This is a genomic window from Pseudomonas poae (assembly GCA_028869255.1).
Taxonomy (GTDB): Bacteria; Pseudomonadota; Gammaproteobacteria; order Pseudomonadales; family Pseudomonadaceae; genus Aquipseudomonas; species Aquipseudomonas poae_C.
The window spans coordinates 4845509-4864672 of sequence record CP110972.1 but is presented as its reverse complement, the minus strand read 5'-3'; the positions used below and the strand labels follow the sequence as shown (position 1 = coordinate 4864672).

The following is a 19164-nucleotide window of genomic DNA, read 5'->3' as shown; positions in this document are numbered from 1 at the left end:
TCGGTCAATGTGGGAGTCGGGCTTGCCCGCGATGGCGGTATGTCAGCAGCAGGTGTATCAACGCGTACACCGCTATCGCAGGCAAGCCAGCTCCCACAGTTGATCGGTGTTGTTTGATGGATTGAGCGTGCACAAAAAAGCCCGGCTGATCATCGATCAGCCGGGCTTTTTTAGTGCTTGAAGAGGGCTTACTTCTTCAGGCCGTAATGCTCATCCAGCATGCCAGGGGCGTTCGGCGTTTTTGGCGCGTAGTCCCTAGGTGGCTCCTGGTTTTCCCGGGGTGGGGTCAGGCGTTCGCGTGGGGTTTGCGGTGCATCGGAATGCAGCGCGGCCAGCAGGCGCTGACGGGTAATGTCGTCGAGGGCCAGGCGGTTGGCGCCATCGGCGAGGTGATCCTGTACTTCCTGGTAGCTCTGAGTGAGCTTCTTGACCAGGGTCGCGGTGCTGTTGAAGTGGGTAACAACCTCGTTCTGATAACTGTCAAAACGTTCCTGAATGTCATCCAACTGACGCTGCGTGCGGTTAGGCGCGGCATTCGGCAGCAAGCGAGCAACCAGGAAACCAATGGCGACACCGGCAACCAGGGCAAGAGTCGGCAACAACCAAACTAAGAGCGAGTGTTCCACGAGTCCTTCCTCTATAAACGGCTTTGCTTTACGTTAACGGCTCGGACCTGCGCTGTATACCGCGATTAAGCTCGCAATGATGCCATGCACAGACTTTTAGCTAGACGAGTCGACCCTTTGAGAGGTCACGGAGTTCATTCCTTGCTCATGCGTGAAACCCCCGTTTTGATCGATGGCCCGGTAGGCCAATTGGAAGCCCTGTACCTGGATCACCCCGAGCCACGTGGCCTGGCGCTGATCTGCCACCCTAACCCGGTGCAGGGTGGGACCATGCTCAATAAAGTCGTATCGACCCTGCAACGCACCGCCCGCGATGCCGGTTTGATCACATTGCGTTTCAATTATCGTGGCGTCGGCGCGAGTGCCGGTACCCACGACATGGCCACCGGTGAAGTCGACGATGCCGAAGCGGCCGCCACCTGGCTGCGCGAAAAACACCCGGACCTGCCGATCACCTTGCTCGGTTTTTCCTTCGGCGGTTATGTGGCCGCCAGCCTCGGTGGGCGCCTGGAAGCCAAGGGTGAAAAGCTCGCGCACCTGTTCATGGTCGCCGCTGCAGTGATGCGCCTGCGTGACAGCGACGTGCTGCCCCAGGGCTGCCCGTTGACCCTGATCCAGCCGGAAACCGACGAAGTGGTCGACCCGCAACTCGTCTACGACTGGTCGGCCGCCCTGAAACGCCCCCATGAGCTGCTGAAAGTGGCAGAATGCGGACACTTTTTTCATGGCAAGCTGACCGATCTCAAGGATCTGGTGCTGCCGCGCCTCTCGAATTGATAGCAGTCTGATAAGCGATTACCCATGACGACTCGTACCCGTATCCTCACCGGCATCACCACCACCGGCACGCCGCACCTGGGCAACTACGCCGGTGCGATCCGCCCGGCGATCCTTGCCAGCCAGGACGCCAATGCCGACTCTTTCTACTTCCTGGCCGACTACCACGCCCTGATCAAATGTGATGACCCGCAGCGCATTCAGCGCTCGCGTATGGAAATCGCCGCGACCTGGCTGGCCGGTGGCCTGGATGTAAACCGGGTGACTTTCTACCGCCAGTCCGACATCCCGGAGATCCCCGAGCTGACCTGGCTGCTGACCTGCGTGGCCGCCAAGGGCTTGCTCAACCGCGCCCACGCCTACAAGGCCTCGGTGGACAAGAACGTCGAAGCCGGCGAAGACCCGGACGCGGGCATCACGATGGGCCTGTACAGCTACCCGGTGCTGATGGCGGCGGACATCCTGATGTTCAACGCGCACAAGGTGCCGGTCGGCCGCGACCAGATCCAGCACGTTGAAATGGCCCGCGACATCGGCCAGCGCTTCAACCACCTGTTCGGCAAGGGTAAAGAATTCTTCACCATGCCCGAGGCGCTGATTGAAGAAAGCGTCGCTACCTTGCCGGGCCTGGACGGGCGCAAGATGTCGAAAAGCTACGACAACACCATCCCGTTGTTCACCAGCGCCAAGGACATGAAGGACGCCATCTCGCGGATCGTCACCGACTCCCGCGCCCCCGGCGAAGCCAAGGACCCGGACAACTCCCACCTGTTCACCCTGTACCAGGCGTTTGCCAGCAAGGCCCAGGAACAAGAATTCCGCACCGAATTGCAGCAAGGTTTGGGCTGGGGCGAGGCAAAGAATCGCTTGTTCAAGCTGCTCGACGGCCAGTTGGGTGAAGCCCGTGAACGCTATCACACACTGATGTCGCGCCCGTCGGACATGGAAGACTTGCTGTTGGTCGGCGCCAAGAAAGCCCGTGCTGTAGCGGCGCCGTTCCTGGCTGAGCTGCGCGAGGCGGTTGGCCTGCGTTCGTTCGTCAGCCAGGCGGCAGCGCCGGTAGCCACCAAGAAGAAAGCCGCCAAAGCCGCACGTTTTGTGAGCTTTCGCGAAGACGACGGCAGCTTCCGTTTCCGCCTGCTGGCGGCCGATGGTGAGCAACTGCTGCTGTCGCGCAACTTCGCCGACGGCAAAGCAGCCGGCGCGGTGACCAAGCAACTGCAAAGCGCTGACGCGCTGGACGTGCGCCCTGAGGCCCTGAGCTTCAGCGTATGGCTGGACGGCGCTGCGGTGGCCGACAGCGCCGAGTTCGCCGACGAAGCGTTGCGTGATTCGGCTATCGAAGCCCTTCGCGTTGCGTTGGCTCCAATCGAGGATTAACCCGACCAAGGGTTGATTGCCATTATCCAGGGCCGTCGTTACAGTGACGGCCCGTTTTTGTTGCCTTGCTAACGAAATTATGACGCCCCTAGAACGATATCAAGCTGATCTGAAACGCCCTGAATTCTTCCATGACGCGGCCCAGGAAAATGCGGTGCGTCATTTGCAACGCCTGTACGAAGACCTGGTCGCGGCCTCGCAAAGCAAGCCAGGGATGTTCAGCAAGCTGTTTGGCAAGAAAGACCACACGCCGGTCAAGGGCCTGTATTTCTGGGGCGGCGTCGGCCGCGGCAAGACTTACCTGGTCGACACCTTCTTTGAGGCGCTGCCGTTCAAGGAAAAGGTCCGCACCCACTTCCACCGCTTCATGAAGCGTGTGCACGAAGAGATGAAGACCCTGCCGGGCGAGAAAAACCCGCTGACCATCATCGCCAAGCGTTTCTCCGAAGAAGCGCGGGTGATTTGCTTCGATGAGTTTTTCGTCTCCGACATCACCGACGCCATGATCCTCGGCACCCTGATGGAAGAGCTGTTCAAGAATGGCGTGACCCTGGTCGCCACCTCGAACATCGTGCCGGACGGCTTGTACAAGGACGGCCTGCAGCGTGCGCGCTTCCTGCCGGCCATTGCGCTGATCAAGCAGAACACCGAGATCGTCAACGTCGACAGCGGCGTCGACTACCGCCTGCGCCATCTTGAGCAAGCGGAGTTGTTCCACTTCCCGTTGAACGACGCGGCGCACGACAGCCTGAAAAAAAGCTTCCGCGCACTGACGCCGGAATGCACCCAGGCGGTGGAAAACGACAAGCTGATGATCGAGAACCGCGAAATCATCGCGCTACGCACCTGCGATGACGTGGCCTGGTTCGAGTTCCGCCAACTGTGCGACGGCCCGCGCAGCCAGAACGACTACATCGAACTGGGCAAGATCTTCCACGCGGTGATCTTGAGCGGTGTGGAGCAGATGGGCGTCGCTACCGACGACATTGCGCGCCGTTTCATCAATATGGTCGACGAATTCTACGACCGTAACGTGAAGCTGATCATCTCGGCGGAAGTCGAACTCAAGGACCTCTACACCGGCGGTCGCTTGAACTTCGAGTTCCAGCGCACCTTGAGCCGTCTGCTGGAGATGCAATCCCACGAGTTCCTGTCGCGTGGGCACAAACCTTAAGAACGGTGTAGATCAAACTGTGGGAGGGGCTTGCCCCGATAGCGGTGCATCAGTCAATATCTACAGTGACTGACACTCTGCCATCGGGGCAAGCCCCCTCCCACATTTTTTACAGTGTTTGACCTGGCTTATGCGGCCTGCTGGAACTGCTGGCGGTATTGGTTCGGCGACAGCTCGGTGTGCTGCCTGAACAGCCGTGCGAAGAAACTCGCATCGTCGTAACCCACCTCATAACTGATGGTCTTGATGCTCTTGCGGCTGCCCGAGAGCAAGCCCTTGGCCGTCTCGATGCGCAGCCGTTGCAAGTAATGCAGCGGCTTGTCCCCTGTGGCGGTCTGGAAGCGGCGCATGAAGTTGCGGATGCTCATGCCGTGTTCCCGGGCGACGTCTTCGAAGCGGAACTTGTCGGCAAAATGCTCTTCGAGCCAGTGCTGGATCTGCAGGATGATCACATCCTGATGCAGCTTCTGCCCGCCAAACCCAATGCGCCCCGGCGAATAGCTGCGCTGCACTTCGTAGAGAATGTCGCGGGCCACGGCCTGGGCGATAGTGGCGCCGCAGAAACGCTCGATCAGGTAGATATAAAGGTCGCACGCCGAAGTGGTGCCGCCGGCGCAATACAGGTTGTCGGCGTCGGTAAGGTGCTTGTCCTGGTTGAGCTGGACCTTGGGGAAACGCTCGCTGAAGGCCGTGAAAAAACGCCAGTAGGTGGTCGCCTCCTTGCCATCGAGCAAGCCGGCTTCGGCCAGCCAGAACACCCCGGTGGCTTCGCCGCACAGTACGGCGCCGCGTGCGTGTTGCTCGCGCAGCCAGGGCAGCACCTGCGGGTAGCGCGTGCACAGGGCGTCGAAGTCATCCCAGAAGGCTGGTAGCACGATGATGTCGGCGTCTTCGAGGCCGCCATCCACCGGCATGATCACATCACTGAAGCTGCGCACCGATTGCCCGTCGGGGCTGACCAGGCGTGTTTCGAACGCCGGGGTCAGGCCCAGGCCTTGCTGTTTGCCGTAACGCAGGCTGGCCAGGTGGAAAAAATCCTTGGCTTGCATGAGGGTTGAAGCGAATACCCGATCAATGGCCAAAATGCTGACGCGCCGCAACGGCGTGGAGATTTGGTTAGACATAATTTCATTTATTCTTATAGGGGAAAGTGGTCACCAGACGGCTGGATCGTCTTATTTTTTGTCGCATGTGTCCAGTGTCCCGTGACGTCTTCGCGGCATAGGCTCTGTGGGCTTGTTTTTGTCCGACAATCCACGCAGGTGACCCATGATCCCCAGAACCTTGTTCAGCCCGGAACACGAACTCTTTCGCGAGAGCGTGCGCACGTTCCTCGAAAAACACGCCGCGCCGTTCCATGGGCAATGGGAGAAACAGGGGTATATCGACCGTGGCCTGTGGCGCAAGGCGGGGGAGGCGGGGATGCTGTGTTCGCATTTGCCGGAGGCGTACGGCGGCCTCGGCGCGGACTTTCTCTACAGCGCGGTAGTGATCGAGGAGATCGGCCGCCTGGGGCTGACCGGCATCGGGTTTTCGCTGCATTCGGACATTGTCGCGCCGTACCTCCTGCATTACGGCAGTGAGGCGCTGAAGCACAAATACCTGCCCAAATTGATCTCCGGGGAGATGGTCACGGCCATCGCCATGACCGAGCCGGGGGCCGGCTCCGACCTGCAAGGGGTCAAGACAACCGCCGTGCTGGACGGCGATGAGTATGTGATCAACGGTTCCAAGACCTTTATCACCAACGGTTTTCTCGCCGAGTTGGTGATTGTGGTGGCCAAGACCGACCCCAAGGCCGGCGCCAAGGGCACCAGCCTGTTTCTGGTGGAGGCAGACACGCCGGGCTTTGCCAAGGGCAAGCGCCTGGAAAAGGTCGGCATGAAGGCGCAGGACACCTCCGAGCTGTTTTTCCAGGACGTGCGCGTGCCCAAGGAAAACCTGCTGGGCCAGGCGGGCATGGGCTTTGCGTATTTGATGCAGGAGTTGCCTCAGGAGCGGCTGACCGTGGCGATTGGTGCGCTGTCCTCCGCCGAAGCGGCGCTGCAGTGGACACTGGACTACACCCGCGAGCGCAAGGCGTTCGGCAAGGCGATTGCCGACTTCCAGAACACCCGGTTCAAGCTGGCGGAGATGGCGACCGAGATTCAGATCGGCCGCGTGTTCGTCGACAAGTGCATGGCGTTGCACCTGGAAGGCAAGCTGGATGTGCCCACGGCGGCGATGGCCAAGTACTGGGCCACCGACCTGCAATGCAAGGTGCTCGACGAGTGCGTGCAGCTGCACGGCGGTTACGGCTTTATGTGGGAATACCCGATTGCCCGAGCCTGGGCGGATGCGCGGGTGCAGCGGATTTATGCGGGGACCAATGAGATCATGAAGGAGATTATTGCGCGGGCGCTTTGATGGTTTTGTAGGGGGGCTGATGGCCCCTTCGCGAGCAAGCCCGCTCCCACATTCGAGCGGTACTCGGTCAAATGTGGGAGCGGGCTTGCTCGCGAAAGCGGTCTAACTGCCAATCAAGGCGCTGGGTTCGGGTGATCCTTCTGAATCGCCTCAATCCCTTCCAGCACCTCTTTGGACAGCTCCAGGTCGGCACTGGCAATGTTGCTGTCCAGTTGCTCTAGGCTGGTGGCGCCAATGATGTTGCTGGTCACGAACGGCTGCTGCGTGACAAACGCCAATGCCATCTGCGCCGGGTCCAGGCCATGTTCCCGGGCCAGTGCCACATAACGGCTGCACGCCGCTTCCGACTGCGGGTTGAAGTAGCGGCTGAAGCGGCTGTACTCGGTCAGGCGCGCCTTGGCCGGGCGTGCGCCATTTTCGTATTTGCCGCTGAGCATGCCGAACGCCAGGGGCGAGTAGGCGAGCAGGCCGCACTGTTCGCGGATGGCGACTTCCGCCAGGCCCACTTCAAAGCTGCGGTTGAGCAGGTTGTAGGGGTTCTGGATCGATACTGCACGGGGCCAGCCACGCGCTTCGGCCAGGGCGAGAAATTTCATGGTGCCCCACGGGGTTTCGTTGGACAGGCCGATGTGGCGGATCTTGCCGGCTTTAACCTGTTCGTCCAGCGCTTCGAGGGTTTCTTCCAGCGGGGTGAGGTCGTCTTCGTCCTTGTGCTTGTAGCTCAGTTGGCCGAAGAAGTTGGTGCTGCGCTCCGGCCAGTGCAACTGGTAGAGGTCGATCCAGTCGGTCTGCAGGCGCTTGAGGCTGGCATCCAGGGCGTCGACGATGTGCTTGCGGTTGTGGCGCAGGTGACCGTCGCGGATGTAGTCGATGGTGTTGCCGGGGCCGGCGATCTTGCTCGCGAGGATCCAGTCGGCGCGGTCGCCACGGCTTTTGAAGTAATTACCGATGTAACGCTCGGTGGTGGCATAGGTGTCGGCCTTGGGCGGCACCGGGTACATTTCCGCCGTGTCGAGGAAGTTGATCCCCGCGGCCTTGGCCCGTTCGATCTGCGCGAAGGCCTCTGCCTCGCTGTTCTGCTCACCCCAGGTCATGGTGCCCAAGGCGATCGCGCTTACGTTCAGATCGGTGCGGCCCAGCTGTCGATAATCCATCGGGTACTCCTTCGGGGAAAACAATCATAAAAGCAGGTTGAATTTTTTTTCGCAATCTGCATAATTGCCCACCTCTTTCTGCAGTGGAAGTGATGCGCCGCCTGCCGAAGAATCTTGCCGTTGAACGGACGCGCCGACCCGAGCCCCCGATAGCGTCTGTATCCGGCTGCCTTTGACTTGTCAAAGTACGCACTATTCAGTAAGATCCGCCGTCTAATTTACAGGGCGGCCCCTGAGGCTATTAAAGAATGACAACTTTTACTGCAAAACCGGAAACAGTTCAGCGCGACTGGTTTGTCGTCGACGCCGCTGGTCAGACCCTGGGTCGTCTGGCCACTGAAGTCGCCAGCCGTCTGCGTGGCAAGCACAAGCCTGAGTACACCCCTCACGTTGACACCGGTGACTACATCGTGATCATCAACGCTGAGCAGGTACGTGTTACCGGCAACAAAGCGCAAGACAAAATGTACTACCGTCACTCCGGTTTCCCAGGCGGTATCAAGTCTTCGAACTTTGAAGGCCTGATTTCCAAGAAGCCTGAAGCCCCGATCGAAATCGCGGTCAAAGGCATGCTGCCGAAGGGCCCACTGGGTCGCGATATGTTTCGCAAGCTGAAAGTCTATGCGGGCGCTGTACACCCTCATGCTGCTCAGCAGCCCCAAGAACTGAAGTTTTAACGGAATAGTTCATTATGTCGGCGACTCAAAATTACGGCACTGGCCGTCGCAAAACCGCAACCGCACGCGTTTTCCTGCGTCCGGGCACTGGTAACATCTCGATCAACAACCGCACTCTGGATAACTTCTTCGGTCGCGAAACTGCCCGCATGGTAGTTCGTCAGCCGCTGGAACTGACCGAGACAGTTGAAAAGTTCGACATCTACGTCACCGTTATCGGTGGCGGTGTAAGTGGTCAAGCTGGCGCAATCCGCCACGGTATCACTCGCGCTCTGATGCAGTACGACGAAACCCTGCGTGGCGCTCTGCGCAAAGCTGGCTTCGTGACTCGCGATGCCCGTGAAGTTGAACGTAAGAAAGTCGGTCTGCGTAAAGCGCGTAAGCGTCCGCAGTACTCGAAGCGTTAATTCGCTTTACGTTCCACAAAAACGCCCAGCCTCCTCACGGAGCTGGGCGTTTTTTATTGCCTGCGATTTATGCAAAAAAACGCCGTGACAACTTGCCACATCCGTAGACCCCCTATACTACAAGGCCTGGAGGCGCAGGTCCGGGCAATTCCCTTGTCATACGTGGGGCTTTTCATTACCATCCGACAAAATTTTTATAAGTAAAAGATTCAACACTTAGTAGACGCCTGATTTAACAGGCCAAAAAGCTGATGGGAGAGGACTGAATGAGCAATGACGGCGTGAATGCAGGCCGGCGTCGCTTCTTGGTAGCAGCCACATCCGTGGTGGGTGCTGCAGGAGCGGTGGGGGCTGCGGTCCCGTTCGTGGGGTCATGGTTTCCCAGTGCCAAGGCGAAAGCCGCAGGTGCACCGGTGAAGGTGAATATCAGCAAAATCGAGCCAGGCCAGCAGATGATTGCTGAGTGGCGCGGCCAGCCGGTTTTCATTGTTCGTCGTACCGAGGAAATCCTGGGGAATCTGAAGAAAATCGAAGGTCAACTGTCTGACCCCGACTCGAAGAATTCCGACCAGCCTGCCTACGTTGATAAGGAAATTCGCTCGATCAAGCCAGAGATTCTGCTGCTGATCGGTATCTGCACCCACTTGGGCTGCTCGCCTACCTTCCGCCCGGAAGTTGCTCCTGCCGACCTTGGCAAGGACTGGGTCGGTGGCTATTTCTGCCCTTGCCACGGTTCGCACTACGACCTGGCCGGCCGCGTCTACAAGTCTCAGCCCGCACCCTTGAACCTGCCGGTTCCGCCGCATCAATACGAGACTGACAGTATCGTGATCATTGGTGTCGACCAGGGGAGAAAGCCTGATGAGCAAGTTCATGGATTGGGTGGATGCACGCTTCCCCGCCACCAAAATGTGGGAAGACCATCTCAGCAAATATTACGCGCCAAAAAACTTCAACTTCTTCTACTTCTTTGGCTCCCTGGCTCTGCTGGTGCTGGTCAACCAGATCGTCACCGGTGTGTGGCTGACGATGAGCTACACCCCGTCGGCGGAAGAGGCGTTTGCCTCCGTCGAGTACATCATGCGTGACGTCGAGTACGGCTCGATCCTGCGCCTGCTGCACTCCACCGGTGCTTCGGCGTTCTTCATCGTGGTCTACATGCACATGTTCCGTGGCTTGCTCTACGGTTCGTACCAGAAGCCCCGTGAGCTGGTGTGGGTCTTCGGCATGTTGATCTACCTGGCGCTGATGGCTGAAGCCTTCATGGGCTACCTGCTGCCGTGGGGCCAGATGTCGTACTGGGGCGCCCAGGTGATCATCTCGCTGTTCGGTGCAATCCCGGTGATCGGCAACGACCTGACCCAGTGGATCCGCGGGGACTACCTGATCTCCGGCATCACCCTGAACCGCTTCTTCGCCTTGCACGTGGTGGCCTTGCCGATCGTGATCCTGGGCCTGGTGGTGCTGCACATCCTGGCGCTGCACGAAGTGGGCTCCAACAACCCGGATGGCGTGGACATCAAGAAGCACAAGGACGAGAACGGCATCCCGCTGGATGGCATTCCGTTCCACCCGTACTACACCGTGAAAGACATTGTCGGTGTGGTGGTGTTCCTGTTCGTGTTCTGCTCGATCGTGTTCTTTTTCCCGGAGATGGGCGGTTATTTCCTGGAGAAACCTAACTTCGAACAGGCTAACGCCTTCAAGACCCCTGAGCACATTGCCCCGGTGTGGTACTTCACGCCGTTCTACGCAATCCTGCGGGCGATCCCCGACAAACTCATGGGCGTGATCGCCATGGGGGCGGCCATCGCGGTGCTGTTCGTGTTGCCCTGGCTCGACCGCAGTCCGGTCAAATCCATGCGCTACAAGGGCTGGCTGAGCAAAATCTGGCTGTGGGTGTTCTGCATTTCGTTCGTGATCCTGGGTGTGCTGGGCGTATTGGCGCCGACCCCTGAGCGTACGTTGCTGTCGCAGGTCTGCACCTTCCTGTACTTCGCCTACTTCATTCTGATGCCGTTCTACACCCGGCTCGAGAAGACCAAACCGGTTCCGGAAAGGGTGACTGGCTGATGAAAAAGTTATTTGTTGCTTTGATGCTTGCGGCGCTGCCGCTACTGTCCTTCGCCGCCGAGCACGGCGGCCCGGAGCTGGAAAAAGTCGATATCGACGTGTCCGACAAGGCCGCCATGCAGGACGGGCTGCGGACGTTCACCAACTACTGCATGGGCTGCCACAGCGCCAAGTTCCAGCGCTACGAGCGTGTCGCCGATGACCTGGGCATCCCGCATGACGTGATGCTCAGCCACTCGGTGTTCACCGGCGCGAAGATCGGCGACCACATGAGCATCGGCATGCAACCTGCCGACGCCAAGACCTGGTTCGGCGCTGCGCCGCCCGACTTGACCCTGGTGGCACGTGTTCGCGGCACCGATTGGCTCTACGGTTACCTCAAATCCTTCTACGAAGACCCGGCGCGTCCGTATGGCGTGAACAACAAAGTCTTCCCGAACGTCGGTATGCCTAACGTTCTGGTCGGCCTGCAGGGTCGTCAAGTGGTAGGATGCAAGCAGGTTCAGGTCGTTGAAGACGGCAAGAAGCAATATGATCCGTTGACCGGCACGCCGCTGACGCATGAAGCGTGCGATCAACTGACCATCGTGCCCAAGACCGGTACGCTGAACGAAGAGCAGTTCGACGAGAAGGTCAAGAATCTGGTGACCTTCCTGGCCTACTCGGCCAACCCGGTCAAATTGCAACATCAGCGCATCGGTACCTATGTGTTGCTGTACCTGGCCTTCTTCTTTGTATTCGCCTATCTGCTCAAACGCGAATACTGGAAGGATGTGCATTGATCCAACCGTAAGCAATTGCTGTTAATCTTGCGCGCCCAGCGGCATCTCTGAATACGTAGCGGTCTGGTTGAACCAGGCACTACAGGGATGCTCTCTGGGCGCGCTCGTTTTTGAGCTTTCGATAATTTCAACAAGCGAGGAGGACCGCCATGGGCGTGACCAATCGGTTGGCCTGTTACTCCGACCCCGCCGACCACTATTCCCACCGAGTACGCATCGTGCTCGCAGAGAAGGGTGTCAGCGCCGAGATCATCAGTGTGGAGGCAGGTCGTCATCCGCCGAAACTGATCGAAGTGAACCCTTACGGCAGCTTGCCCACCCTGGTCGATCGTGACCTGGCGTTGTGGGAGTCAACCGTGGTGATGGAATACCTGGATGAGCGTTACCCTCATCCGCCTTTGCTGCCGGTGTATCCGGTGGCGCGTGCCAACAGCCGCCTGCTGATCCATCGGATCCAGCGTGACTGGTGCGGGTTGGTGGATGTGATTCTGGATTCGCGTAGTAAAGAAGCGGCTCGGGTGCAGGCTCGCAAGGAATTGCGTGAGAGCCTGACCGGTGTTTCGCCGCTGTTCGCCGACAAACCTTTTTTCCTCAGCGAGGAACAAAGCTTGGTGGATTGCTGCCTATTACCGATACTCTGGCGTTTGCCGATTCTCGGTATTGAACTGCCGCGGCCAGCCAAGCCGCTGCTTGATTACATGGAGCGCCAGTTTGCGCGTGAGGCTTTCCAGGCGAGTCTGTCTGGTGTCGAACGCGATATGCGCTAAGGCTTAAGGAGCCGCTGATGAACTCCAGTCGACCCTACCTGGTCCGCGCGCTCTATGAGTGGATTGTGGACAACGATTGCACCCCGCACATGCTGGTCAATTCCGAATTTCCTGCGGTTCAGGTACCGCAGGGTTTTGCCAGTGACGGGCAGATTGTGTTGAACGTATCACCCAGTGCCGTGCGCCACTTGCACATGGACAACGAAGCCGTGAGCTTCGAAGGGCGTTTTGGCGGCGTGCCGCATACGCTGTTCGTGCCGATCGGCGCCATTCTCGGGATCTATGCCCGTGAAAACGGCCAAGGCATGGTGTTTGATCTGGAGTCGCCTTTCGAGGAGGACGAAACGATCGAAAACCAGGACGGCGATGATGTGCCGCCACCCGACGCAGAGCCACCGCGCCCTAGCGGCCGGCCGAGCCTGAAAGTGGTGAAGTAACCAGCCTTCACCTTCGGGTGAGCCGGGAAAATGCCTCGACCTGTGTCGGGGCATTTTTTTGCGCGCAGGATATAAGTGAAAGTCGTGATAGAACGGTGATCGTACAACCGCCATGGGCTATGATGGTGTTTTAGTCCACCGAGATAGATGATTTCACATGGAAAACGCCAGCACCGCCCCTCGTCTTCCCCGCAAGCGCCGCAGCCTTGCCCAGGAATTGGTCACGGTGTTGTCCGAGCAGATCCGCGACGGCCAACTCAAGCGGGGTGACAAGTTGCCCACCGAGTCGGCAATCATGGATGCCCATGGGGTCAGCCGCACGGTGGTGCGAGAGGCTATTTCACGTCTGCAGGCGGCAGGGCAGGTTGAAACCCGTCACGGCATCGGCACGTTTGTTTTGGATACGCCAAGCCCCAGTGGTTTCCGGATTGACCCGGCCACGGTCGTGACCTTGCGTGATGTGCTGGCGATTCTCGAGTTGCGTATCAGCCTGGAAGTGGAGTCGGCCGGCCTTGCCGCGTTACGCCGCAGCGATGAGCAGCTGGCGGCCATGCGTGCAGCGCTCGACGCCCTGAATGAAAGTGCGGCGCACGCCGGCGACGCAGTCGCTTCGGACTTCGCCTTCCACCTGGAAATCGCGCTGTCCACTGGCAACCGCTACTTCACCGACATCATGACCCACCTGGGTACCAGCATCATCCCGCGTACCCGCCTGAATTCGGCACGTCTGGCCCATGACGACCACCAGCACTACATGGATCGCCTGAGCCGCGAACACGAAGAGATTTATGAGGCGATTGCCCGCAAGGATTCGGACGCGGCGCGAGCGGCCATGCGCCTGCATTTGACCAACAGCCGTGAGCGGCTGCGCCATGCTCATGAAGAGGCAGAGGCGCAGCGCAACTAATCGTGAAATAAAACAGATACATTCCCTTGTGGCGAGCGGGCTTGCCCGCGTTGGGCTGCGCAGCAGCCCCAGTAAAAGGCCCCGTTTTTTCCTGAAAGAACTCATCGTTCGGTTTTGCGGCCGCTACGCGGCCCAACGCGGGGAAGCCCGCTCGCCACAGTTGATCTCCAGTATTTGGAATTGCGTTTCGATTTAGTTGGCAGGCGTGTTCGGCTTGTAATCCGTGAGCAGCAGATAAGTACTCCACCCCCACCAGTCATTGGTCCAGTGCTTGTCGTTGAGGTCATTCACGTCCTTGCGGCGCAGCACCTTGTCCCCCTCCAGCTTGAACAGTGGCGAAAAGTTATTCGCCGGGTTCTGTGCCGCGTTCAAATCCGGCACATACAGCGGCGCCTTGAAGTTGGCCGGGGAGGGCGCCGCGCCGCTGATAAAGGTCTCGAAGATCTCATCCGCCGAGGCTTGCACCGCACGTTTGACCTGCACCCGATTGTCCGCGTCGATGGCGTCGAAGTAGCGTTTATCCCCATACGCATGCCATTGGTCACCCAAGGCATTGCGCACCTTGAGCCCGAACTTGCTGTCTTCGTCGTGCATGAAACGGCTGATCAGTGAGCCCAGCTCGCCCGGTGTCACCACGGCTGCCAACTGTTTGCGCGGCACCCGCAGGTGGCCGGCGGAAAACAGGTCGGTCAAGAAGTGGTCCGCAAAGCTGTTCATCGCATACGCCAGTTCCAGCGCCTGGTCGGTGCCGGTTTGGTGAGCCACGACTGCCTGTTGCAGCGCCGCCGTATGGCCTGCCAGGTAGGCCGACAGCGCCCACTCGCCAAAGTGGTCGGCGTTGTCCGCCGCCAGTTTCAAGTAACGCCCTAGCGGTATTAGCGCCGAGACCGCACTGCCGCCGCCGGTGATGCGGTTCCATTCCTCCGACAGCGTGTCGCCCAAAGCATCGTAGGCTTCATGGGCTTGCTTGCCGTCCTTGATCGCCTGGCTTACAGCATTGATCTCCTTTTGCATGACCGCGAGGATCTTGTGCGCTTCCTCCCGCGAGGCGGGCAGTACCGCCAGCGAGTTGAAAGCTGCGCCGAAGCGCTGAACGCGGTCGGCGGGGGAGGCGCCATCACTGATCGGCTGGCCGGGGATGCCATAGAAGTCACCGCCCAGCGCGATCACTTGGCCGTAGGTGAGCGCGAGCCCATTGGGCAGGTGCAACTCGACTTGGCGTGCGGGAATCGCCGGGGCGTCCTTGGCGAAACGCAACAGGGTGTCATCGCCGATGGCGGTGTGCTCACCCCCTTCGAAGCGCAGGGTCGGCGGGTTCTTTTCGGGTGCTGCGAGTTCAAGACCTGACATGTTAGCTCCTTGCTATGTCGTAGGAATTTTCCTTAAAGGCTGTATGTATATACAGCTATGTCGAGCATAGAGGAATAATTTCCTACGTCAAGAAGGTCGCGTGATAGCCCCCTACACGCCGCATAACCCATGTGGGTGCAGTGTCAGGCGCCCTCACAGCGAATCAGCGAAAAATTGCTGTTGACGAAATTATTTATAGTTGTACGATGACGTACGACATCATCAAAACCAACAACAACCTTTCCCAGAAAGTTTTCGCCCAGGGTGTTCGAATAATGAATCCACAAGAACTGAAGTCCATCCTCTCCCACGGTCTGCTGTCTTTCCCGGTGACCGATTTCAACGCCCAGGGTGACTTCCACCAGGCGGGCTATATCAAGCGTCTGGAATGGCTGGCCCCTTACGGCGCCACTGCCCTGTTCGCTGCCGGCGGTACCGGTGAGTTTTTCTCCCTCGCTGCCAGCGAATATTCCCAGGTGGTGAAAACCGCCGTTGATACCTGCGCCACCAGCGTGCCGATTCTGGCCGGTGTTGGCGGTGCGACTCGCCAGGCCATCGAATATGCGCAAGAAGCCGAGCGCCTGGGCGCCAAAGGCTTGCTGTTGCTGCCGCACTACCTCACCGAAGCCAGCCAGGACGGCGTCGCCGCCCACGTTGAAGCGGTGTGCAAGTCGGTAAAAATCGGCGTGGTGGTTTACAACCGCAACGTCTGCCGCCTGACCGCGCCGTTGCTGGAACGCCTGGCCGAGCGCTGCCCGAACCTGATCGGCTACAAAGACGGCCTGGGTGACATCGAACTGATGGTATCGATCCGCCGTCGCCTCGGTGACCGTTTCAGCTACCTCGGCGGCCTGCCGACTGCAGAGGTTTACGCCGCTGCCTACAAGGCCCTGGGCGTGCCGGTGTACTCCTCGGCGGTGTTCAACTTCATCCCGAAAACCGCGATGGATTTCTACCACGCCATTGCCAAAGACGATCACGCCACTGTCGCCAAGATCATCGACGACTTCTTCCTGCCGTACCTGGATATCCGTAACCGCAAGGCCGGGTATGCCGTGAGCATCGTCAAGGCAGGTGCAAAAATCGCCGGCTACGACGCAGGCCCTGTGCGCACGCCGCTGACCGACCTGTTGCCGGAAGAGTACGAAGCCCTGGCCGCGCTGATCGACAAGCAAGGCGCGCAATAACCTATCTACAAGGCCGCTGAGTAATCAGCGGCCTTTTGCGTCAGGAGAAGATTTGTGTCCCAAGCTCAACGTTACGAAAACTACATCAATGGCCAATGGGTGGCCGGTGCCGACTATTGCGTCAACCTCAACCCGTCGGAGTTGTCTGATGTCATTGGCGAATACGCCAAGGCAGACGTAGCCCAAGTCAACGCCGCCATCGATGCCGCCCGCGCCGCTTTCCCGGCCTGGTCGACGTCCGGTATCCAGGCTCGCCACGACGCGCTGGATAAAGTCGGCAGCGAAATCCTCGCCCGCCGCGAAGAACTCGGCACCCTGCTGGCCCGGGAAGAAGGCAAGACCCTGCCCGAAGCCATCGGCGAAGTGACCCGCGCCGGTAACATCTTCAAGTTCTTCGCCGGTGAATGCCTGCGCTTGTCCGGTGATTACGTGCCGTCGGTACGCCCGGGCGTCAACGTCGAAGTGACCCGCGAAGCCCTCGGTGTTGTTGGCCTGATCACCCCGTGGAACTTCCCGATCGCCATCCCTGCGTGGAAAATCGCCCCGGCCCTGGCCTACGGCAACTGCGTAGTGATCAAGCCTGCGGAGCTGGTACCGGGCTGCGCCTGGGCCCTGGCCGAAATCATCTCCCGCGCCGGCTTCCCGGCCGGTGTGTTCAACCTGGTGATGGGCAGCGGCCGTGTGGTTGGCGACGTGCTGGTCAACAGCCCTAAAGTCGACGGCATCAGCTTCACCGGATCCGTAGGCGTGGGTCGCCAGATCGCCGTCAGCTGCGTATCGCGCCAGGCCAAAGTGCAATTGGAAATGGGCGGCAAGAACCCGCAGATCATCCTCGACGACGCCGACCTCAAGCAGGCTGTCGAGCTGTCGGTACAGAGCGCGTTCTACTCCACCGGCCAGCGTTGCACGGCGTCCAGCCGCCTGATCGTGACCGCCGGTATTCACGACCAGTTCGTCGCGGCCATGGCTGAGCGCATGAAGTCGATCAAAGTCGGCCACGCCCTCAAAAGCGGCACTGACATCGGCCCGGTGGTCTCCCAGGCTCAGTTGGACCAGGACATGAAGTACATCGACATCGGCCAAAGCGAAGGTGCGCGGCTGGTGAGCGGTGGCGGCCTGGTGACCTGCGATACCGAGGGCTACTACCTGGCACCGACGCTGTTTGCCGACAGCGAAGCCGCCATGCGTATCAGCCGTGAAGAGATCTTCGGCCCGGTGGCCAACGTGGTGCGCGTGGCGGACTACGAGGCGGCGCTGGCCATGGCCAATGACACCGAGTTCGGTCTGTCGGCGGGCATTGCCACCACGTCGTTGAAGTATGCCAACCACTTCAAGCGCCATTCCCAGGCCGGGATGGTGATGGTCAACCTGCCGACTGCCGGTGTGGATTACCACGTTCCATTCGGTGGCCGTAAGGGCTCCTCCTATGGTTCGCGCGAGCAGGGTCGCTATGCGCAAGAGTTCTACACCGTGGTGAAAACCAGCTACATCGGTTCGTAATACGCAATACCCGTGACAACGGGCTTGTGTGGGAGCTGGCTTGCCTGCGATAGCATCACCGCGGTGTGACTGACACACCGCAGTGCCTGCATCGCGGGCAAGCCCGGCTCCCACCTAGGTCGGTTCTCACAACAAAAACAGAAAACAATTACCCGCAAAAAAAATAATTAGTGGGAGTACTTCTACATGCAAGCGACCAAGCCGACCCATGTCCGCTATTTGATCCTGCTCATGCTGTTCCTGGTGACCACGATCAACTACGCCGACCGGGCCACCATTGCTATCGCGGGCTCCAGCCTGCAAAAAGACCTCGGCATCGACGCGGTCACCCTCGGTTATATCTTCTCTGCATTCGGTTGGGCCTACGTGGCCGGGCAAATTCCCGGCGGCTGGCTGCTGGACCGTTTCGGTTCGAAAAAAGTCTATGCCCTGAGCATCTTCACCTGGTCACTGTTCACCGTGCTGCAAGGCTATGTCGGTGAGTTCGGTGTCTCCACTGCGGTTGTTGCGCTGTTCATGCTGCGCTTCATGGTGGGCCTGGCTGAAGCGCCATCCTTCCCCGGTAACGCGCGTATTGTCGCCGCCTGGTTCCCGACTGCTGAACGCGGTACGGCGTCGGCGATCTTCAACTCGGCGCAGTACTTCGCCACGGTGTTGTTCGCACCGCTGATGGGCTGGATCGTCTACCGCTTCGGCTGGCAGCACGTGTTTATCGTGATGGGCGTGATTGGCATCGTGTTCTCGCTGATCTGGCTGAAAGTTATCCACAGCCCGCGCCAGCACCCGATGATCAACGAAGCCGAGCTCAATCACATCGCCGCCAATGGCGCGATGGTCGATATGGATCAGGACAAAGGCAAGGGCAAGAAAACCGACGGTCCGAAGTGGGATTACATCCGTCAGTTACTGACCAATCGCATGATGCTGGGCGTTTACCTGGGCCAGTACTGCATCAACGGCATCACTTACTTCTTCCTGACCTGGTTCCCGGTGTACCTGGTACAGGACCGTGGCATGACCATCCTCAAGGCCGGTTTCATCGCCTCGTTGCCGGCGATCTGCGGGTTTATCGGTGGCGTGCTGGGCGGGGTGATTTCCGACTACCTGCTGCGCAAAGGCCATTCGCTGACGTTCGCCCGCAAGGCGCCGATCATCGCGGGCCTGCTGGTTTCCAGCAGCATCATTGCGTGTAACTACGTCGACGTTGAATGGATGGTGGTGGGCTTCATGGCGCTGGCCTTCTTCGGTAAAGGCGTTGGCGCACTGGGCTGGGCGGTGGTGTCCGACACCTCGCCGAAACAAATCGCCGGTCTCAGTGGCGGCTTGTTCAACACCTTCGGTAACCTGGCGTCGATCACTACGCCGATTGTCATCGGCTATATCATCAGCACCACCGGCTCGTTCAAATGGGCCCTGGTGTTCGTCGGCGCCAACGCGCTGGTGGCAGTGTTCAGCTACCTGGTTATCGTCGGCCCGATCAAACGTGTAGTACTCAAAGAGCCGCCAAGCAAGGGGCCAGAGTTGACCAACCTAACCGAAGCGCATTCCTGAGAGGCCCCG

At 59.4% G+C, this 19164-nt stretch carries 18 protein-coding genes and 1 pseudogene; 15 read left to right on the top strand and 4 right to left on the bottom strand.

The window, feature by feature from the left end:
- Positions 1 to 188 precede the first annotated feature (188 nt).
- Positions 189 to 626 (bottom strand): DUF1043 family protein, encoded by a 438-nt coding sequence (locus tag LRS56_22115; protein WDU61494.1) that lies wholly within the window; start codon positions 624 to 626, stop codon positions 189 to 191.
- 147 nt (positions 627 to 773) lie between these two features.
- Here LRS56_22115 and LRS56_22110 point away from each other — a divergent pair, with 147 nt between their 5' ends.
- The 3 genes from LRS56_22110 (at position 774) to zapE (ending at position 3957) form a co-directional block, all read left to right on the top strand.
- The gene (locus LRS56_22110) at positions 774 to 1403 is read left to right on the top strand and encodes an alpha/beta hydrolase (GenBank protein WDU61493.1); all 630 of its coding nucleotides are present in this window, start codon (positions 774 to 776) and stop codon (positions 1401 to 1403) included.
- Positions 1404 to 1427: 24 nt separating this feature from the next.
- On the top strand, positions 1428 to 2783 hold the full coding sequence (locus tag LRS56_22105) for a tryptophan--tRNA ligase (GenBank protein ID WDU61492.1): 1356 nt from the start codon (positions 1428 to 1430) through the stop codon (positions 2781 to 2783).
- 79 nt (positions 2784 to 2862) lie between these two features.
- Positions 2863 to 3957 carry a cell division protein ZapE gene (gene zapE / locus LRS56_22100; protein WDU61491.1) on the top strand — a complete coding sequence of 365 codons (1095 nt, stop codon included), beginning with the start codon at positions 2863 to 2865 and terminating at the stop codon, positions 3955 to 3957.
- A 128-nt stretch (positions 3958 to 4085) separates the two neighbouring features.
- Here zapE and LRS56_22095 read toward each other — a convergent pair whose 3' ends face one another.
- On the bottom strand, positions 4086 to 4982 hold the full coding sequence (locus LRS56_22095) for a GlxA family transcriptional regulator (protein WDU65796.1): 897 nt from the start codon (positions 4980 to 4982) through the stop codon (positions 4086 to 4088).
- Between the two features lie 244 nt (positions 4983 to 5226).
- Here LRS56_22095 and LRS56_22090 point away from each other — a divergent pair, with 244 nt between their 5' ends.
- On the top strand, positions 5227 to 6363 hold the full coding sequence (locus LRS56_22090; GenBank protein ID WDU61490.1) for an acyl-CoA dehydrogenase family protein: 1137 nt from the start codon (positions 5227 to 5229) through the stop codon (positions 6361 to 6363).
- A gap of 113 nt (positions 6364 to 6476) precedes the next feature.
- Here the strand turns inward: LRS56_22090 and LRS56_22085 are convergent, their stop codons facing one another.
- Positions 6477 to 7517, bottom strand: coding sequence for an NADP(H)-dependent aldo-keto reductase (locus LRS56_22085; protein ID WDU61489.1), 1041 nt, complete (start codon positions 7515 to 7517; stop codon positions 6477 to 6479).
- Between the two features lie 248 nt (positions 7518 to 7765).
- Between LRS56_22085 and rplM the strand changes: the two genes are divergently transcribed.
- From rplM to LRS56_22045, 8 genes and pseudogenes are all read left to right on the top strand, one after another.
- Positions 7766 to 8194 (top strand): 50S ribosomal protein L13, encoded by a 429-nt coding sequence (gene rplM / locus LRS56_22080; GenBank protein WDU61488.1) that lies wholly within the window; start codon positions 7766 to 7768, stop codon positions 8192 to 8194.
- 14 nt (positions 8195 to 8208) lie between these two features.
- On the top strand, positions 8209 to 8601 hold the full coding sequence (rpsI, locus tag LRS56_22075; protein WDU61487.1) for a 30S ribosomal protein S9: 393 nt from the start codon (positions 8209 to 8211) through the stop codon (positions 8599 to 8601).
- A 266-nt stretch (positions 8602 to 8867) separates the two neighbouring features.
- Positions 8868 to 9455 (top strand): annotated as a pseudogene (gene petA, locus LRS56_22070) (ubiquinol-cytochrome c reductase iron-sulfur subunit).
- Positions 9456 to 9462: 7 nt separating this feature from the next.
- Entirely contained in the window at positions 9463 to 10674 is a 1212-nt protein-coding gene (locus LRS56_22065) for a cytochrome bc complex cytochrome b subunit (protein ID WDU61486.1), read from the top strand.
- Entirely contained in the window at positions 10674 to 11456 is a 783-nt protein-coding gene (locus LRS56_22060) for a cytochrome c1 (GenBank protein WDU61485.1), read from the top strand. The genes LRS56_22065 and LRS56_22060 overlap by 1 nt, the downstream gene beginning before the upstream one ends.
- 149 nt (positions 11457 to 11605) lie before the next feature.
- Entirely contained in the window at positions 11606 to 12223 is a 618-nt protein-coding gene (locus LRS56_22055; protein ID WDU61484.1) for a glutathione S-transferase N-terminal domain-containing protein, read from the top strand.
- A gap of 17 nt (positions 12224 to 12240) precedes the next feature.
- Positions 12241 to 12660 carry a ClpXP protease specificity-enhancing factor gene (locus LRS56_22050; GenBank protein WDU61483.1) on the top strand — a complete coding sequence of 140 codons (420 nt, stop codon included), beginning with the start codon at positions 12241 to 12243 and terminating at the stop codon, positions 12658 to 12660.
- A 157-nt stretch (positions 12661 to 12817) separates the two neighbouring features.
- Positions 12818 to 13567, top strand: a complete 750-nt coding sequence (locus tag LRS56_22045; GenBank protein ID WDU61482.1) for a FadR/GntR family transcriptional regulator — start codon at positions 12818 to 12820, stop codon at positions 13565 to 13567.
- A gap of 192 nt (positions 13568 to 13759) precedes the next feature.
- Here LRS56_22045 and LRS56_22040 read toward each other — a convergent pair whose 3' ends face one another.
- Positions 13760 to 14917 carry a phospholipase gene (locus LRS56_22040; GenBank protein WDU61481.1) on the bottom strand — a complete coding sequence of 386 codons (1158 nt, stop codon included), beginning with the start codon at positions 14915 to 14917 and terminating at the stop codon, positions 13760 to 13762.
- A gap of 275 nt (positions 14918 to 15192) precedes the next feature.
- Between LRS56_22040 and kdgD the strand changes: the two genes are divergently transcribed.
- The 3 genes from kdgD (at position 15193) to LRS56_22025 (ending at position 19155) form a co-directional block, all read left to right on the top strand.
- Complete coding sequence (gene kdgD / locus LRS56_22035; GenBank protein ID WDU61480.1) at positions 15193 to 16104, top strand: 5-dehydro-4-deoxyglucarate dehydratase; 912 nt, start codon at positions 15193 to 15195, stop codon at positions 16102 to 16104.
- A gap of 54 nt (positions 16105 to 16158) precedes the next feature.
- A complete protein-coding gene (locus tag LRS56_22030) occupies positions 16159 to 17604 on the top strand; it encodes an aldehyde dehydrogenase family protein (protein WDU61479.1) in 1446 nt (481 codons plus the stop codon).
- 186 nt (positions 17605 to 17790) lie between these two features.
- Positions 17791 to 19155 (top strand): MFS transporter, encoded by a 1365-nt coding sequence (locus LRS56_22025; GenBank protein ID WDU61478.1) that lies wholly within the window; start codon positions 17791 to 17793, stop codon positions 19153 to 19155.
- The last annotated feature ends 9 nt before the right edge of the window (positions 19156 to 19164 follow it).

Coding starts and splice junctions, on each gene's coding strand:
- LRS56_22065 (WDU61486.1), top strand. CDS start 9,463: ATGAGCAAGTTCATGGATTGGGTGGATGCACGCTTCCCCGCCACCAAA.
- LRS56_22090 (WDU61490.1), top strand. CDS start 5,227: ATGATCCCCAGAACCTTGTTCAGCCCGGAACACGAACTCTTTCGCGAG.
- LRS56_22055 (WDU61484.1), top strand. CDS start 11,606: ATGGGCGTGACCAATCGGTTGGCCTGTTACTCCGACCCCGCCGACCAC.
- LRS56_22105 (WDU61492.1), top strand. CDS start 1,428: ATGACGACTCGTACCCGTATCCTCACCGGCATCACCACCACCGGCACG.
- LRS56_22050 (WDU61483.1), top strand. CDS start 12,241: ATGAACTCCAGTCGACCCTACCTGGTCCGCGCGCTCTATGAGTGGATT.
- LRS56_22085 (WDU61489.1), bottom strand. CDS start 7,517: ATGGATTATCGACAGCTGGGCCGCACCGATCTGAACGTAAGCGCGATC.
- kdgD (WDU61480.1), top strand. CDS start 15,193: ATGAATCCACAAGAACTGAAGTCCATCCTCTCCCACGGTCTGCTGTCT.
- rpsI (WDU61487.1), top strand. CDS start 8,209: ATGTCGGCGACTCAAAATTACGGCACTGGCCGTCGCAAAACCGCAACC.
- rplM (WDU61488.1), top strand. CDS start 7,766: ATGACAACTTTTACTGCAAAACCGGAAACAGTTCAGCGCGACTGGTTT.
- zapE (WDU61491.1), top strand. CDS start 2,863: ATGACGCCCCTAGAACGATATCAAGCTGATCTGAAACGCCCTGAATTC.
- LRS56_22040 (WDU61481.1), bottom strand. CDS start 14,917: ATGTCAGGTCTTGAACTCGCAGCACCCGAAAAGAACCCGCCGACCCTG.
- LRS56_22025 (WDU61478.1), top strand. CDS start 17,791: ATGCAAGCGACCAAGCCGACCCATGTCCGCTATTTGATCCTGCTCATG.
- LRS56_22060 (WDU61485.1), top strand. CDS start 10,674: ATGAAAAAGTTATTTGTTGCTTTGATGCTTGCGGCGCTGCCGCTACTG.
- LRS56_22110 (WDU61493.1), top strand. CDS start 774: ATGCGTGAAACCCCCGTTTTGATCGATGGCCCGGTAGGCCAATTGGAA.
- LRS56_22045 (WDU61482.1), top strand. CDS start 12,818: ATGGAAAACGCCAGCACCGCCCCTCGTCTTCCCCGCAAGCGCCGCAGC.